The following is a 15595-nucleotide window of genomic DNA, read 5'->3' on the forward strand; positions in this document are numbered from 1 at the left end:
GCGCTGCTAGTCGGCTGGGTCCGGCCTGGTGGTCGGCATCGACGTGTCGTTTCCACGCAGTGCGGGCGATCCGGTGCCCAGCTGCTCGCGCAGCCCGACGATCAGCTCGTCGAGAGCATGCCGGGCGGAGTGCCGTGGCTTCCAGCCGAGCTCGCGCTTGGCGCGCGAGGTGTCCATCACCGGCACCTGCATGCCCATGTCGAGCCACCCGGCGTCGGCGGGGATCGCACGGGCCCGGTAGGCCGCGGACATGGCAGCGCGCAGCACGGCCGGACGGACCTCGATCACCTTCATGCCGCGGACCGCGGCCGCGAGGTCCTTGGCGACCAGGACGTCGTCCGCCGCGATGTTGAATGCGCCGGAGGAGCCGCGGACAGCGGCCAGCAGGTAGGCCTGCGCGGCGTCGTCCGCGTGCACGACCTGCAGCCGGACGCCCTGGGGCAGCGGGAGCAGCGGGATGCGCACTCGCCCCAGCAGCCGGGTCGGCGCGAGCGGGCCCAGGAACAGCCGCTGGATCTCCGCGCCGGCGCCACGCTGGAACACCAGCGCCGTCCGCAGCCAGGCGACGTCGATGTCGGGGTGGCGCTGCTGGAAGCTCTGCAGCAGCTGCTCCTGCGCCGCCTTGTCGACGCTGTAATGGGAGGTCTCGATGCCTTGCACCGGCCACCACTCGTCGTGCGGCTCGCTGTCCCGCGAGGGCGAGTAGGCGCCGACCGATGACGCCACGACGATGCGTCGTACGCCGGCTCGTGCCGCGGCCTCCAGCACCCGGCCGGTGCCATCGACGTTGACAGTGCGCATGAGCTCGCGCTGGCGGTTCGGCTGGATCAGCCACGCCAGGTGGATCACCGCTTCCGCGCCGTTGAACGCGGTTTCCAACGCCTCGGACGACGCGGGGTCGGCCAGATCGACCGAGTGCCACTCCGCGACGTCGTATGGCTGCGCGGCCGGCTCGGGGAGCCGACGCGCGATCCCCACGATCTGCGCGGCTTCGTCGCTGTCGCGCAGCGCGCGCAGTACTGCGGTGCCGACGTTTCCCGTGGCGCCTACGACTGCGACTTTCATCTTCTCCACCTATCCGGCTGGGTCCAGGATGACCTTGATGCAACCGTCCTGCTTCTTCTGGAACATCTCGTACGCCGCCGGCGCCTCGCTCAGCGGTACGCGGTGGGTGGCCAGATCGTCCACACCGAAGGGATCCGCACCGCCGTCCAGCAGGCCGCGGAGCTCGTCGGTCCACCGGCGCACGTTGCACTGACCCATCCGTAGCGTGAGCTGCCGGTCGAACATCGTCATCATCGGCATCGGGTCGGCCATGCCGCCGTAGACGCCGCTGATGGAGACCGTGCCGCCGCGGCGGGCGCAGGTGATAGCGGTGTGCAGTGCTGCCAGCCGATCGATGCCGGCGCGCTCGATGGCGGCACGGGCGATCGGACCGGGCAGGCTGCTGGTCGCCGAGGTCGCCAGGCCTGCGATCGGGTTGCCGTGCGCCTCCATCCCGACCGCGTCGACGACGCCGTCGGCGCCGAGACCGTCGGTCAGCTCACGCACCGACTTCTCGACGTCCTTGACGGTAGTGATGTCGATCGTGGTGACGCCGCGCTGCTTGGCGCGAGCAAGCCGCTCCGGCACGAGATCCAGGCCGATCACCTTCGACGCCCCGAGGTGCTGGGCGCACGCGGCGGCGAGCTGGCCCACGGGACCGAGGCCGACGATGACAGCGGTGCTGCCCTCCTCGATGCCGGCGTACTTCACGCCCTGCCATGCCGTGGGGAGGATGTCGGACAGGTAGAGGTAGTGCTCATCCGCGCCGGACTCGGGGACCTTCACCAGGCCGTAGTCAGCGTGCGGCACCCGTAGCCGCTCGGCCTGACCGCCGGGCACCGAGCCGTAGAGCTTGGTAAAGCCGAGCAGCGCCGCGCCCTTGTCCTGCTCGGTCTGCTGGGTGGTCTCGCACTGCGACTGCAGATCCATTCGGCACATGCGGCAGTGGCCGCAGGAGATGTTGAACGGTACGACGACGCGGTCGCCCGGTTGCACGTGGGTGACTGCGCTGCCGACCTCCTCGACGATGCCCATGGCCTCGTGGCCGAGGATGTCGCCCTTGCTCAGGAAGGGGCCAAGGACGCTGTAGAGGTGCAGGTCCGAGCCGCAGAGCGCGGTGGAGGTGACGCGGACGATCGCGTCGGTGGGCTTCTGGACGACGGGGTCGGCTACCTCGCTGACCTCGACGGTGCCCTTCTTCTGCCAGGTGACTGCTCGCATGGGTGATCCTTGTCGGTGGTGGTTTATCCCGGCATGTGGCTTAGCCAGAGGTGTAGCTGGACTGCGGTGATGCGGGAGAGCTCAGGAGAAAGTCGCGACGGCACGGGTGATCGCTTTTGTCGTCCTCGGCGCGGACGACGCCCGCCCCGACGATGATGATCTTGCCGCCGTTCTTGCGGGAGCTCGCCGCGGGCGCTGATCTCATCGCCCTTCGCGGCCGGCGACACGTAGTCGACGGTGAGCGAGAGGGCCGAGGCGCCGTCCTCGAGCGAGTCGCGCAAGTCGTTGCGGTCAGTGACGTGCTCTCCGATTGCGGTGGGCGCGGCCGATGCCGCGCGGTGGGGCACCCGGTGACTGGAGCGCGTGTTCCCCCCACCCTACGCGGGTGGAAACCCGGGCAGCAACCAGTGGCGGTCGCTTGGGCGGCCGGGCAGGCGACGAGCTCAAGGCACTAAGCCCGCTCGTCACCCCTCGACTCGCTACTTGGCGCCGGCATAGTCCTCGTCGGTGTAGCGGATGATGCCGCGAATGTTCTTCCCGTCGTTCATGTCCTGGTAGCCCTGGTTGATCTCGGCGAGCGAGTACTCGGTGGTGACGAGCTCGTCGAGCTTCAGCAGGCCGGCGCGGTACATGTTCAGCAGCTGCGGGATCTGCTGACGCGGCCCGATGCCGCCGAAGATCGCGCCCTGCAGGTTCTTCTGCAGGAGGGTCAGCTCGAACAGGTTGAGCTTGACCTCGCCGTCGCGGAAGTCGCCCATGCCGGTGACCACCACGGTGCCGCCCTTGCCGGTGATCTGGCAGGCGGGCTGGATGTGCTCGCCGCTGATCTCCCCGACCGCGATCACCGTGACATCGGCGAGGGTGCCCCAGGTCATCTCGCCGACCGGGCCCATCGCCTCCTCAATCGAGGCATAGGCATGGGTGGCGCCGAGCTCCATCGCCTTCTCGCGCTTGAAGTCGACCGGGTCGACGGCGACGACGAACCGCGCGCCGGCGGCGGCTGCGCCCTGGACGGCGTTGATGCCGATGCCGCCGCAGCCCATGACGACGACGGTGTCGCCGGCCTTGGTGCCGCCGATCTCGGTGGCCGAGCCCCAGCCGGTAGAGACGCCGCAGCCCAGCAGCGCGGCCTTGTCGAGCGGGATGTCCTTCTCGATCTTGACCACCGAGGCCTCGTGCACAGTGACGTACGGCGAGAACGTGCCCAGCAGGCAGAACGGGATCGCGGGCTCACCGTCGATCGTGTAGCGGAAGGTCTTGTCGGAGATCGCCTTGCCCTTGACCAGACCGGCGCCCAGATCGCACAGATTCTGTAGACCTTTGGCGCACATCCGGCATTTGCCACAGGCCGGGATGAACGACAGGACGACGTGGTCGCCCTCCTCGAGTCCGACCACGCCCGGACCGACCTTGGTGATCACGCCGGCGCCCTCGTGACCTCCGACGACCGGAAAGAACGGTACGGGGCTAGAGCCCGTGCGGACATGCTCGTCGGAATGGCACAGTCCCGAGGCGGTGAGCTTGACCTGCACCTCGTTCGCGACTGGGTCGCCGACCTCGATCTCGCGAATCTCCCAGTCCTGGCCAATCCCGCCGAGGACCGCCGCCTGTACCTTCATGCCGAGCTCCTATCGCACCGTTTTCTATAGAGAGCATAGAGGGTGCGCGCACCTACGAGGGCCCGGCCGCCACTTGATTTCGGAACGTAGTGCTCGCTCAGCGAGCACTACGTTCCGAAATCGGGTCTATACGCCGGCGTAGTCCTCGTCGGTGTAGCGGATGATGCCGCGGACGTTCTTGCCGTCGCGCATGTCCTGGTAGCCCTGGTTGATTTCCGAGAGCTTGTACTCCTTGGTGATCAGTTCGTCGAGCTTGAGCTGGCCGCTGCGGTACATGTTCAGCAGGTGCGGGATCTGCTTGCGCGGGCTGGCCCCGCCGAAGATCGCGCCCTGCACTCGCTTCTGCAGGAGGGTGAGCTCGAACAGGTTCAGCTGGACGTCGTTCTTGGCGGCGTCGCCCATGCCGGTGACGACGATCGTGCCGCCCTTGCCGGTCATATCGGCGCACGCCTTGATGTCCTCACCCTGCACGTCGCCCACTGTCTCGATGGTGACGTCGGCCATCGTGCCCCAGGTCATGTCCGCGACCGGCTGCATTGCCTCCTCCATCGAGGCGAAGGCGTGGGTCGCGCCGAGCTCCATCGCCTTCTCGCGCTTGGACTCGACCGGGTCGACGGCCACGACGTACCGGGCGCCCGCGGCGGCAGCGCCCTGGACGGCGTTCATGCCGACACCCCCGCAGCCCATGACGACGACGGTGTCGCCGGCCTTGGTGCCGCCGATCTCGGTGGCCGAGCCCCAGCCGGTCGAGACGCCGCAGCCCAGCAGCGCGGCCTTGTCGAGCGGGACGTCGTCCTCGATCTTGATGACCGAGGCCTCGTGCACGGTGACGTACGGCGAGAAGGTGCCCAGCAGGCACATGGGCATGATGGGCTGCCCGTCGTTCGTCTTGTACCGGTGGGTGCCGTCGGCGATGGCCTCACCGGTGAGCAGCCCGGCCCCGAGGTCGCACAGGTTCTGCAGCCCCTTCGAGCAGGGTCGGCACTTGCCGCACGCGGGGATGAAGGCGAGGACGACGTGGTCGCCCTCCTTCAGGTTCGTGACGCCGTCGCCGACCTTGGTGACGACGCCCGCACCCTCATGCCCGCCCAGGACGGGGTAGAACGGGATCGGCGTTGCCCCGGTGAGCAGGTGCTCGTCGGAGTGACACAGGCCCGAGACGGTCAGCTTGACCTGTACCTCGCCGGCCACTGGGTCGCCGACCTCGATCTCCTGGACGGTCCACTCGTTCGACTCGGCGGAGGTGAGTACGGCAGCGTTGACCTTCATGGTTGATATACCTACTTTCCTTGTGAGATTCAGATCTAGCTGAAGTAGCGCTTCGGGGTCTCGACCATCATCTGGTGAATCTGGTCGTCGGTGACGCCCTGCTCGCGCAGCGCGGGCAGCACGTCGTTGGTGATGTGCAGCAGATGCCAGTTGGGCACGACCTGGCCGATGGCCTGCTGCTGGTCGCCGGGGAAGTAGTCGATGTAGCAGGACACGTCGTGGGCAAGCGCGATCCGGTCGGCGTACCCCTCCTTGCAGAGGGTGGCGATGCTGGCGACGCGCTGGTCGGTGGTGTTGAAGATGTCCAAGCCGAACCGGTCGTGCCCGATGATGCAGCCCTTGTCAGCGATGAACCGCAGGTAGTCCAGGTCGTTGGAGTCACCGGCGTGCCCGATAACGACCTTGGTCAGGTCGACGTTGTGCTTCTCGTAGAACTCGATCGCCACCCGGCCCATCTCGTGCTCGGAGTTGGTGTGCACGGTGATCGGGACGCCGGTCTCCTGGTGCGCCTCACAGACCGCGGTCGCGATGCGGGTCTGGCCGTGGGTCAGGCCGGTGGCCTCGATGACGTGCTTGAGGAAGGCGGCCTTGACGCCGGTCCCCGCGATGCCCTCCTTGATGTCGCGCACGAACAGCTCGGTCATCGGCTCGGGCATGTCGATCAGCTCGCCGGGCCCGCGGTACTCGAAGAAGGTCCGGATCTCACCGAAGGAGTACAAGCCGGTCGCCGGGATGATGTTGATGTCGACCTGCTCGTTGACCCGCTGCACCCAGGGCAGATAGCGGCCGAGACCGACGACGGTGGGGTCGACGATGGTGTCGATGCCTGCGGCCTTGGCCGCCTTGAGCTTCTCGACCGCGTCGGCGATCCGCTTGTCCTCCTCCCAGTGCCCGCCGTAGTTGCGGAGAATGTCGGGGTCGACGATGAAGACGTGCTCGTGCATCAGCGTGGTGCCGAGGGAGTCGACGTCGACCATTCCTCGGACGGTGGAGATCTGCTTCGGCATGGTGCTCCCGGCTAGATGACATCAGAATCAACTGTCACCTTAGGTGACCGCCAACACATTCGGAAGACCGAATGGGTGGTCCGTCACGCAGACCTCACCTGCGTCGGGATGATCGCTCGGCCATGGCACCAACGAGCCACGATCAGCGCGTACATCGGGGTGGCGGCTGCTGGAATGACCAGCCCCCGGATTACCAGCTGAGGGGTTCGCCGACCGTCACTGTCCTGCCGGCCTCGGCGCGCGGTACAGGCGCGACGGCCACCAGGTCCAGCGGCCGGCGTCGATCGCCATTGCGGGCACCAGCAGGGTCCGGACGATGAGAGTGTCAAGCAGGACGCCGAAGGCCACGATGAACGCCAGCTGCACCAGGAACAGCAATGGCACCACGCCGAGCGTCGCGAAGGTGGCGGCCAGCACCACGCCGGCGCTGGTGATGACGCCGCCGGTGACCGTCAGCGCCCGCGTCACGCCGTCCTTCGGGCCGAGCTTGGCGACCTCTTCCCGCGCCCTGGTCATCAGGAAGATCGAGTAGTCCACGCCGAGCGCGACCAGGAAGATGAAGCCGATCAGTGGGACCGAGGGATCGGCGCCAGGGAAGTCGAACAGGTGGTTGAACACCAGCGCCGACACACCCAGCGCCGTTCCGAACGAGATCACCGTGGCGACGATGAGCATCAGCGGCGCCACGACGGCGCGCAGCAGCATCATCAGAATGGCCAGGACGACGACCAGCACGATCGGGATGATGACCACTAGGTCGCGTTGCGAGGTCTCCTTGGTGTCGTACTTGACGGCCGGCTCACCGCCGACGAGCGAGTCATCATCAAGCGCGTGGGCGACGTCGCGGACCGGCTCGACGAGTTGCTGCGACTCATCGGGGTCCTCGGGGACCACCACGACCTCGGTCATCCCGTCGGAGGTCTGGCCCTCGCTGACGGAGGCGGAGGAGACGCCGTCCGTCGCCTGCAGGTCGGTGACCAGCTGCTCGGCCTGCTGGGCGTCGATGACGACCCGAAGCGGGTCAGCGGCGCCCGCATCGAAGCTCTCGTCGAGCACCTGCTGCCCGTCGACCGCGTCGACCTGGGTCAAGAAGATCTCGGCGTCCGTCGTCCCGTCGGCCTTGAACGATGGAATCGCGAAGCAGAAGGCGATGAGTACGGCCGCTACGACCATCCAGACCTGGCGGGGACGACGCTCGACGAATGCGGCGATGCGTCGCCAGATGCCGTGCGCCTCGGTACGGTGCTCGCCCTCCTTGGGGATCCGCGGCCAGAACACCCACCGGCCGAGCAGCAGCAGCGCGGGCAGCAAGGTCAATGAGACGGTGACGGAGGCCGCAATGCCGATCGAGCCGACCGGCCCGAGGCCGCTGTTGGAGTTCAGGTCGGACAGCAGCAGGCACAGCAGACCGGCGATGACAGTGCCGGCAGAGGCGAGGATCGGCTCGACGCACGCGCGCCAGGCGACCTTCATGGCATCCAGCGGCCGGTCGTGTCTCTCGAGCTCCTCGCGATAGCGAGAGACCAGCAGCAGGCTGTAGTCGGTGGCTGCGCCGATCACCAGGATCGACAGGATGCCTTGGGACTGACCGTTGAGGACGATGATGTCCTCCTTGGCCAACCAGTAGACGAGCAGGCCGGCAAGCGCCAGGCCGGACACCGAGGACAGCAGCACCATGAACGGCAGCACCAGCGAGCGATAGACGATCAGCAGGATCAGCAGCACGACGCTCAGGGTGACCACCAGCAGGATCCCGTCGATCCCGCCGAAGGCAGCGCCGAGGTCGGCTGAATAGCCGGCCGGGCCAGTCACGTAGATCGTCTCGGCACCGCTGGCCTCGGGCAGCTGATCGCGTAGTGCATCGACGGTGAGCGCGATGAACCGATCGTCATCGGCCGTCACCTCGGCCATCTTCGTCGCATCCAGCGGAACCACGAGCAGCACGCCGCTGGCGTCGTTCGCGGGAATGGCGAGGGCGGGCTGGTTGGCTGCGAGCAGGTCGGCCAGGGGAGTGCCGTCGACGGTGATCTGGCTGATGATGCCGTCGGCGTACGCCGCACCGGGGGGTCCGCCAGGCGAGCCGTCGGTCGGTGGGCCGCCGGGTGACTGTTCCGTCGGCGGCCCGCCCGCCGTCCCGCCGCCGAAGGCCTTCTCGAAGACGCCGCCGCCCTGCAGGGTGATCAGCGCAGGCAGCGCGCCGGAATCGTCGAGCTCCCGCAGCTTCTCGTTCGCCTGCACCGACTCGGCCGATTCGGGAAGAAATGTGGAAGCGTCGTTCTTCGAGACTTGCGACAGCTTGCCGATGATCGGGCCGCCAGTCCCTGCGATGGCCATCCAGGCGGCGATCACCAGCGCGATCAGCATCGCCGGTCCGAAGCGTCGAGGCTTGGAGGTGGACTCGTGGTCGACGCGCGACTCGACGCGGTTGGCAGGCATGATCTCGATTGTCGTCGAGATGCGCGAATCGGCGAATCAGCCTAAAGGTTGACGGCAGCTCCCCCGCATCTGCCGACCGCCATTTTGTGGGGACGGCGGGGTTGAGGGTCAGCCGATGGCGTCGTCGACGACCTTCTTCGCCTCCGCCTGCACTTTCTTCAGGGTGGGCTCACCCTTGAAGGACTCCGCGTAGATCTTGTACACGTCCTCGGTCCCCGAAGGCCGGGCCGCGAACCAGTTGTGCTCGGTAGCGACCTTCAGCCCACCGATCGGCGCCTTGTTGCCCGGCGCATCGGTCAGCTTGGCGATGATCGGCTCGCCCGCGAGCTCGGTGGCCGCCACCGCGCCGGGGTTGAGCTTGCTCAGCTTCGCCTTCTGCTCCGGTGACGCGGCAGCATCGATGCGGGCGTACGCCGGAGCGCCGTACTGCTCGGTCAGCTCGGTGTACAGCTCGGACGGCGACTTGCCGGTCACCGCCTTGATCTCCGAGGCGAGCAGGCACAGGATGATCCCGTCCTTGTCGGTCGTCCACGCCTTGCCGCCCCGGCGCAGGAATGAGGCACCCGCCGACTCCTCACCACCGAAGCCGATGGAGCCGTCGAGCAGCCCGGGCACGAACCACTTGAAGCCGACCGGCACCTCCACCAGCCGCCGACCGAGGGCCTCGGCGACGCGATCGATCATGGACGACGAGACGAGGGTCTTGCCGACCGCTGCCGTGCGCGGCCAGTCCGGGCGGTTCTCGAACAGGTACTTGATCGCCACCGCGAGATAGTGGTTCGGATTCATCAGCCCGGCGTCCGGCGTGACGATGCCGTGCCGGTCGGCGTCCGCGTCATTGCCGGTCGAGATGTCGAACTTCTTGCGCCTGCTGACCAGCGAGGCCATCGCGTACGGCGAGGAGCAGTCCATCCGGATCTTGCCGTCCCAGTCGAGGCTCATGAAGCCCCACTGCGGATCGACCGTGTCGTTGACGACGGTGAGGTCGAGTCCGTAGTGCGAGGCGATCTCGCTCCAGTAGGCCACCGAGGCACCGCCCATCGGGTCGGCGCCGATGCGTACGCCGGCGTCCTTGATCACCGTCATGTTGATGACCGAGCCGAGGTCGTCGACGTACTTGCCGAGGTAGTCGTACACGCCGGTGGTGGACGCCGAGCGGGCCGCGTCGATCGGCACGCGCTTGACGCCGCCGAGGCCGGTCGCGATGAGCTCGTTGGCGCGGTCCTGGATGCGGCTGGTGATCTCCGAGCCAGCGGGCCCGCCGTCCGGCGGGTTGTACTTGAATCCACCGTCGCTCGGCGGATTGTGCGACGGCGTGACGACGACGCCGTCCGCGCGGTCGGTGCGACCCGACGAGTTGTAGGTGAGGATCGCGTGCGAGACGGCCGGGGTGGGCGTGTAGCCGCCGCGCGAGTCGACCAGCACCTTGACGTTGTTCGCGGCGAACACCTCAAGCGCGGTCTGCTTGGCGGGGCCGGACAACGCGTGGGTGTCCTTGCCCATGAACAACGGGCCGGTGATGCCTTCCTTCTGTCGGTATTCGCAGATGGCCTGCGCGGTGGCGGCGATGTGGGCGTCGTTGAAGGAAGTCTTCAGGGACGATCCGCGGTGTCCGCTGGTGCCGAAGGAGACCTTCTGGCCCGGCTCGCTGATGTCCGGTTGCCGCTCGTAGTAGGCGCTGATGAGCTCGTCGATGTCGACGAGATCCTTCTTTGCGGCCTTCTTGCCGGCGCGCGGATCGTTGGCCATGCCCTCAACCTCCCGAAGTGGACTCCTTCTCATCCTTCCCAAGCGTCTTTCGCCGGTGCAAGTCGGGGTGCTCGTGGGGATCCGGGCGGTGCAGGCAGGTGCCTACAGCCCGAGCAGCGCCCGGGCGATCAGGAAGTAGATGATCAGGCCGCTGGCATCCAGCAGCGTGCTGATGAAGGGGTTGGAGAACACGGCCGGGTCGGCGCGCAGCAGCCGGGCGACCAGCGGGATCACGCCGCCTGCGGTCGCCGCCAGCATGCAGATCAGCAGCATGGTCAGGCCGATCACGCCGCCCAGATCGATCCCGTACGCCAGCGAGACCACCCCGAAGGCGAGACCGCCGAGGATCAGGCCGAGGCAGGTGCCCACCGCGAGCTCGCGCCCCATGATCCGCAGGACGTCGGACGGCCTGACCTCGCCGAGCGCGAGCGCTCGGGTGACCGTGGTAGCGGCTTGGTTGCCGGGGTTCCCACCGGTGCCGATCAGCAGGGGGACGAACACCGAGAGCACCACCATCTCGCTGAGCGTGGCTTCGAAGACCTCGAGCACCTGGACGGTGAGCGCGGCGCCGACGGCAAGCACGAGCAGCCACACCACCCGCTTGCGGACGATGGACCCCACGGTGGTCGCCAGGTACGGACGGCGCAGCGGTTCCGAACCGCCTTGGCGAGCCTGATCCTCGGAGTCCGCCGCCTCGAGGACGCTCAACGCGTCGTCGACGGTGAACACCCCCACCAGGAGACCCTCGGAGTCGACGACCGGGAGCGCGAGTCGCTTGGCAGCAGCGCACCGGCGGGCAGCGTCCTCGACCGGCTCGGTCGCATACGCTCGCTCGGCCACGCGGGAGAGCTCGGCGACGTGCGTGCCGGGCTCGGCGGTCATTAGGCGGCGCAGTCCCACTACGCCGGTGACGCGACGGTGGTCATCGACGACCGGCAGCGTGTAGATCGTCTCGGCCGCGTCAGCCCGCGCCTGGATCCGCGCGAGCGCGTCCTCGACTGTGCTGTCGCCCCGGATCGGCACCACCTCGGGGCTCATTCGACGGCCGACCGATCCCTCGGGATAGCCAAGCACCACCGCGGTCAGGCGTCGTTCGGCGGGGCTGAGCCCCTGCATGAGGCGCGTGCTCACCTTGGCTGGCAGCTCATCGAGCAGTCCGACTCGGTCGTCGGGGTCCATGTCGGTGAAGACAGCGGCGACCTCGTCGTCCTGCAGCCGGCTCACCAGCTGGGCCTGGGCGCCGGAGCCCATCATCTCGAACACCTCGAGCGCCCGATCCTTCGACAGCAGCCGGAAGACGATCGCTTGCTTGGCGGACGGCGTCCGATCGAGGAAGTCGTCGATCTGCTGTGCGGATGCCGTAGCGACGATCTTCCCGGCGCGCAGCAGATCGTGGTCACTGAGCACCCGCTGCAGCTCAGCCTCGTCCCAGATTTCGGTCATCATCGAGCGACTTTCGCACCAGTACCGCGAGCGGCTAGTGCGGCAGCGCGTAGCGCAGCAGGACCTCGTGGTTTCCGGACGCGTCGACCTCGAGGTGCACCACGCCGGTGATGCCGTGCAACTCGCCGATGCCTGACCCGGGGACGATCTCGTACCGGAGCTGCTGGTGCCCGCCGGTCATCGTGCCGAACTGCTGGAGCGCGAACTCACCGTACCGCCCGTCGAGCGAGCCGTCGAACCGCTCGATCGCCACGTAGCCGGCGGTTCCGCTGCCTGGGTCGCCCGCCGAGAGCATGACGCCCTCACCCGAGCCGGCCATCGCGCCGGTCCACTTCTTCGTGAAGTCGAACCGGTCAGTGCCGCCGACGACCCCGTCCGAAGGGCTCATCTGGATCTCGAATCGGGCGCGGGCCTGATGCTGGAGCTCGTTCATGCCTCAAGCCTAGATCCCCGTGGGGGCGGGGTCTTGAACTATCACGACATCATGATCGGGCTGATGAAGTCGGCCAGCTCGTGGTGGGCGTCGAGGGGCAGGATGGTCGCGACGTACTGGTCCGGCCGCACGACGACGATCCAGCTGCGCTCGCGGTCGATCTCGCGCAGGTCGTAGAGGTCGCGGCTGGACCCCCCGGCCGGGTCAGCGGGCGGTATTGCGCTTGATGCTCCAGTAGCCGACGACGTCGGCGCATCCGTTGGGCACCTTCTTCTCGCGGCGCACGAACGAGCGGATCTCGCGGGTGGCGGCAGCCTCCGCGCTCATCCAGACGTACGGCCTGCCGTCGAGCCACGCGGCGGCACGTACGGCCTCCGGCAGCAGGCTGGGAGCGTGACCGTGGTTGGGGTTGTGCACCCACGTGACACTGACCTCGCCGTCGCTGACGACCGGTTGCTCGTCGTCGGGGGTCTGGACCTCGAGCACGGCGACGGCGCGGCGTCCGGCGGGCAGCTCGGCGAGGATCCGCAGCGCGGCGGGCAATCCGGTCATGTCGGCGGCGATGAGCTCCCAGTCGGTCGGCTCGTCGGCGCCGTACCGGCCGTCCGGCCCAGTGATCGCGATCCGTGCGCCGGGCTCGACGGATTCGGCCCACTGCGCCGCGACCCCCGACTCGTGGACGACGATGTCGATCGTCAATCGATCGCCGTCGATGGACCGGATCGAGTACCACCGACCCTCGCGCGGAACGTCGTCCGGAAACGACCAGCCCTTCCCTTGGCTGACCGGCAGCACGGCCGGTTCACCTGCTGCAGTGGGGAAGAACAGCCGCACCCATTCGTCGGCGATGCCGGAGCTCGACCAGCTGGGCGCGTTCAGGACGATGCGGCGCAGGTGCGGGGTGAGCAGATCGTTGCCGACGACGTCGGCGAAGTAGGTCGTGGTGGTGCGGTCCATGCGCGGCATTCTCCCACCTGCGGTGGGTTATGCCTCGCTCGAGCGAGGCATAACCCACCGCAGGTGGTCAGTCGACGGTGTACTCGTCCAGGACCGAGAGCGATCTGCGCCGCGTGGGCGCCTCGTGGATCGCCCGCCAGACGCGCTCGGGCGTCAACGGCATGTCGACGTGCCGGACGCCGAACGGGGCGAGCGCGTCGACGACGGCGTTCTGCACCGCGGGGGTGGCGCCGATGGTCCCTGCCTCGCCGATGCCCTTGGCCCCGAGGGGGTTGTACGGCGTCTCGGTCTCCTGCGTCGTGAGCGTGAAGGCGGGGAGGTCGGCGGCCGCGGGCAACACGTAGTCCATCAGCGTCGCGGTGAGGGGGTTGCCGTCCTCGTCGTACACGAACTGCTCGTACAGCGCCTGCGAGACGCCCTGCGCGATGCCGCCGTGCCGCTGCCCGTCGAAGATCATCGGGTTCAGGATCCGGCCGGCGTCGTCGCAGGAGAAGATGTCGCGCAACCGCGTCTCACCGGTCTCGGTGTCGACCTCGACGACGGCGAGCTGGGCGCCGAACGGAAAGGTGGGGCCCACGCCGTTCCAGACGGAGTACGCCGACAAGGCCTCCTCCTCGGCCAGCGCGGACACCGCGACAGACGCGCTGGATCCCGCGCCGCGCACCGAGACGATCTGCCGCGTGGTGTCGAGGTCGATATCGGCCGGGTCGGCCTCGAACAGCTCAGCGGCGCGCTTCTTGATCTGCTCGATGAGCTCCAGGGTGGCCGCGCGTACGGCGCTCCCGCCCAGCTGCAGCGACCGCGAGCCACCGGTGCCACCCCCGACCGGGATCAGGTCGGTGTCACCGTGGACGACGGTGATCCGCTCGACCGGCACCCCGAGCTGGTCGCAGACGATCATCGCGAACGAGGTCGCGTGCCCCTGGCCGTGCGGTGAGGAACCGGTCAGCACGGTCACCGAGCCGTCCGGGTGCAGCTCGACCGTCGCGTTCTCGCGGTCCCCGCCCATCGTGATCTCGACGTAGGTGGCCAGCCCGATGCCGAGCTGGACGACGCTCCCGGCCTCTCGCCGCTGCTGCTGCTCGGCGCGCAGCCGCTCGTAGGATGCGAGGTCCAGCACCTTCTCCAGGGCCGCCTCGTAGTCGCCGGAGTCGTAGGTTGCGCCGGCCTTCGTCTCGAACGGGAACTGCTCAGGCCGGATGAAGTTCAGCCGGCGCACCTTCGCAGGATCGATGCCGATCTCGGCGGCGAACATGTCGACCGCCCGCTCGATCGCGGCCGCCGCCTCGGGGCGGCCGGCGCCCCGATAGGCGCCCACCGGGGAGGTGTTGGTGACCACTGACTCCGCGCGGGCGCTGACCGCCGGGATGTCGTAGCAGCCCGGGGCCATCCTTCGGGTCTGCATCGGCAGCATGGCGCCCATCCGCGGGTAGGCGCCGGCGTCCTGGAGGATGTCGAGCGCGTAGGCGAGGATCTTCCCCTCGCGGGTCCCACCGATCCTGACCGTCTGCACCTGGGCCCGCCCGTGCACCATGCCGAGCAGGTTCTCGTTGCGTTCCTCGACCCACACCACCGGCCGGTCGAGCAGCCGGGCCGCCGATGCGATGACCGCGTGCTCGGGCTCGCAGCGGAACTTCGCGCCGAACGCGCCGCCGACGTCCGGCGTGATGATCCGCACCTGCTGCTTGTCGACGCCCAGCATCATCGCCAGCTCGGTCTGCGCCGCTTGCGCGCCCTGGTTGGAGGTCCAGGCGGTCAGCCGGCCCTCGGCGTCCCACACGCAGGCGCCGGCGTGGCCCTCGAGCGGGACGACGGCCAGCCGCTGGTTGACCAGCTCCTGCTCGATCACGACCTCGCAGCCGTCGAACATCCCCGGGTCGCGCTCGGTCTCGAAGCCGTGCGCCACGGTGACATTGGTGCCGGCCTCGGGGTACAGATAGTCGGTGCCGTCCCGGGACGCCCGGACGTCGACGATCGGCTCCAGCCAGTCGATCTCGACGTCGACCAGGTCGGCGGCGTCCATCGCCTCAGCCGCAGTCGCGGCGAGCACGACTGCGACCGGCTCGCCGACGAACCGCACCCGATCGGTCGCCAGCGGGAAGCGGTTCATGTTGCGCTCGAAAGGCCGCATTGTCGGCGGGATCGGGAGCATCGGGAGCTCTTTGGCGGTGTACACCGCGACCACCCCCGGCATCGCGCGGGCCGCGGTCGTGTCGATACCCCGGATCTCGCCGTGCGCGATCGTGGAGCGGACGAAACAGGCATGGGCGGCCCCGGTCAGCCGCTCGTCCGTGAGGTCCGCGGTGTACGTCGACCGCCCGGTTAGCAGACGAGGGTCTTCCGTGCGCAGCACGCGCGTACCGAGGATGCTCACGCCGTCATCCTTTCCCATTTCCCGACCGCCTTCAACAAACTTG

At 68.3% G+C, this 15595-nt stretch carries 12 protein-coding genes; all 12 read right to left on the minus strand.

The window, feature by feature from the left end; all coding sequences use genetic code 11:
• Positions 1-6 precede the first annotated feature (6 nt).
• The 12 genes from DAA40_RS14105 to DAA40_RS14155 all read right to left on the minus strand — a co-directional run bounded on the left by DAA40_RS14105 (position 7) and on the right by DAA40_RS14155 (position 15552).
• Positions 7-1065 carry an NAD-dependent epimerase/dehydratase family protein gene (locus DAA40_RS14105; RefSeq protein WP_106850592.1) on the minus strand — a complete coding sequence of 353 codons (1059 nt, stop codon included), beginning with the start codon at positions 1063-1065 and terminating at the stop codon, positions 7-9.
• A gap of 9 nt (positions 1066-1074) precedes the next feature.
• Positions 1075-2265, minus strand: a complete 1191-nt coding sequence (locus tag DAA40_RS14110; protein WP_106850370.1) for a zinc-dependent alcohol dehydrogenase — start codon at positions 2263-2265, stop codon at positions 1075-1077.
• A 40-nt stretch (positions 2266-2305) separates the two neighbouring features.
• Complete coding sequence (locus tag DAA40_RS16270; protein ID WP_158716454.1) at positions 2306-2470, minus strand: hypothetical protein; 165 nt, start codon at positions 2468-2470, stop codon at positions 2306-2308.
• 274 nt (positions 2471-2744) lie between these two features.
• Positions 2745-3884, minus strand: a complete 1140-nt coding sequence (locus DAA40_RS14115; RefSeq protein WP_106850371.1) for an NDMA-dependent alcohol dehydrogenase — start codon at positions 3882-3884, stop codon at positions 2745-2747.
• A 126-nt stretch (positions 3885-4010) separates the two neighbouring features.
• Entirely contained in the window at positions 4011-5153 is a 1143-nt protein-coding gene (locus tag DAA40_RS14120) for an NDMA-dependent alcohol dehydrogenase (protein WP_106850372.1), read from the minus strand.
• A gap of 35 nt (positions 5154-5188) precedes the next feature.
• Positions 5189-6160, minus strand: coding sequence for a phosphotriesterase (locus DAA40_RS14125; protein WP_106850373.1), 972 nt, complete (start codon positions 6158-6160; stop codon positions 5189-5191).
• A 216-nt stretch (positions 6161-6376) separates the two neighbouring features.
• Complete coding sequence (locus DAA40_RS14130) at positions 6377-8596, minus strand: MMPL family transporter (protein ID WP_106850374.1); 2220 nt, start codon at positions 8594-8596, stop codon at positions 6377-6379.
• Between the two features lie 108 nt (positions 8597-8704).
• Positions 8705-10345, minus strand: coding sequence for a phosphoglucomutase (alpha-D-glucose-1,6-bisphosphate-dependent) (gene pgm / locus DAA40_RS14135; protein ID WP_106850375.1), 1641 nt, complete (start codon positions 10343-10345; stop codon positions 8705-8707).
• Positions 10346-10447: 102 nt separating this feature from the next.
• Positions 10448-11791 carry a magnesium transporter gene (gene mgtE, locus DAA40_RS14140; protein ID WP_106850376.1) on the minus strand — a complete coding sequence of 448 codons (1344 nt, stop codon included), beginning with the start codon at positions 11789-11791 and terminating at the stop codon, positions 10448-10450.
• 31 nt (positions 11792-11822) lie between these two features.
• Positions 11823-12221, minus strand: coding sequence for a DUF3224 domain-containing protein (locus tag DAA40_RS14145; protein ID WP_106850377.1), 399 nt, complete (start codon positions 12219-12221; stop codon positions 11823-11825).
• 204 nt (positions 12222-12425) lie between these two features.
• On the minus strand, positions 12426-13178 hold the full coding sequence (locus DAA40_RS14150) for a siderophore-interacting protein (RefSeq protein ID WP_158716455.1): 753 nt from the start codon (positions 13176-13178) through the stop codon (positions 12426-12428).
• Positions 13179-13245: 67 nt separating this feature from the next.
• Positions 13246-15552, minus strand: coding sequence for a xanthine dehydrogenase family protein molybdopterin-binding subunit (locus DAA40_RS14155; RefSeq protein ID WP_106850379.1), 2307 nt, complete (start codon positions 15550-15552; stop codon positions 13246-13248).
• Positions 15553-15595 lie beyond the last annotated feature (43 nt).

The sequence above is a fragment of the Blastococcus sp. Marseille-P5729 genome, from assembly GCF_900292035.1.
Taxonomy (GTDB): domain Bacteria; phylum Actinomycetota; class Actinomycetes; order Mycobacteriales; family Antricoccaceae; genus Cumulibacter.

Excerpts from the sequence above, each read along its gene's own strand:
- DAA40_RS14145 (WP_106850377.1), bottom strand. The coding sequence starts at position 12,221 with ATGAACGAGCTCCAGCATCAGGCCCGCGCCCGATTCGAGATCCAGATG.
- DAA40_RS14110 (WP_106850370.1), bottom strand. The coding sequence starts at position 2,265 with ATGCGAGCAGTCACCTGGCAGAAGAAGGGCACCGTCGAGGTCAGCGAG.
- DAA40_RS14125 (WP_106850373.1), bottom strand. The coding sequence starts at position 6,160 with ATGCCGAAGCAGATCTCCACCGTCCGAGGAATGGTCGACGTCGACTCC.
- pgm (WP_106850375.1), bottom strand. The coding sequence starts at position 10,345 with ATGGCCAACGATCCGCGCGCCGGCAAGAAGGCCGCAAAGAAGGATCTC.
- DAA40_RS14120 (WP_106850372.1), bottom strand. The coding sequence starts at position 5,153 with ATGAAGGTCAACGCTGCCGTACTCACCTCCGCCGAGTCGAACGAGTGG.
- DAA40_RS14150 (WP_158716455.1), bottom strand. The coding sequence starts at position 13,178 with ATGGACCGCACCACCACGACCTACTTCGCCGACGTCGTCGGCAACGAT.
- mgtE (WP_106850376.1), bottom strand. The coding sequence starts at position 11,791 with ATGATGACCGAAATCTGGGACGAGGCTGAGCTGCAGCGGGTGCTCAGT.
- DAA40_RS16270 (WP_158716454.1), bottom strand. The coding sequence starts at position 2,470 with ATGAGATCAGCGCCCGCGGCGAGCTCCCGCAAGAACGGCGGCAAGATC.
- DAA40_RS14105 (WP_106850592.1), bottom strand. The coding sequence starts at position 1,065 with ATGAAAGTCGCAGTCGTAGGCGCCACGGGAAACGTCGGCACCGCAGTA.
- DAA40_RS14115 (WP_106850371.1), bottom strand. The coding sequence starts at position 3,884 with ATGAAGGTACAGGCGGCGGTCCTCGGCGGGATTGGCCAGGACTGGGAG.
- DAA40_RS14130 (WP_106850374.1), bottom strand. The coding sequence starts at position 8,596 with ATGCCTGCCAACCGCGTCGAGTCGCGCGTCGACCACGAGTCCACCTCC.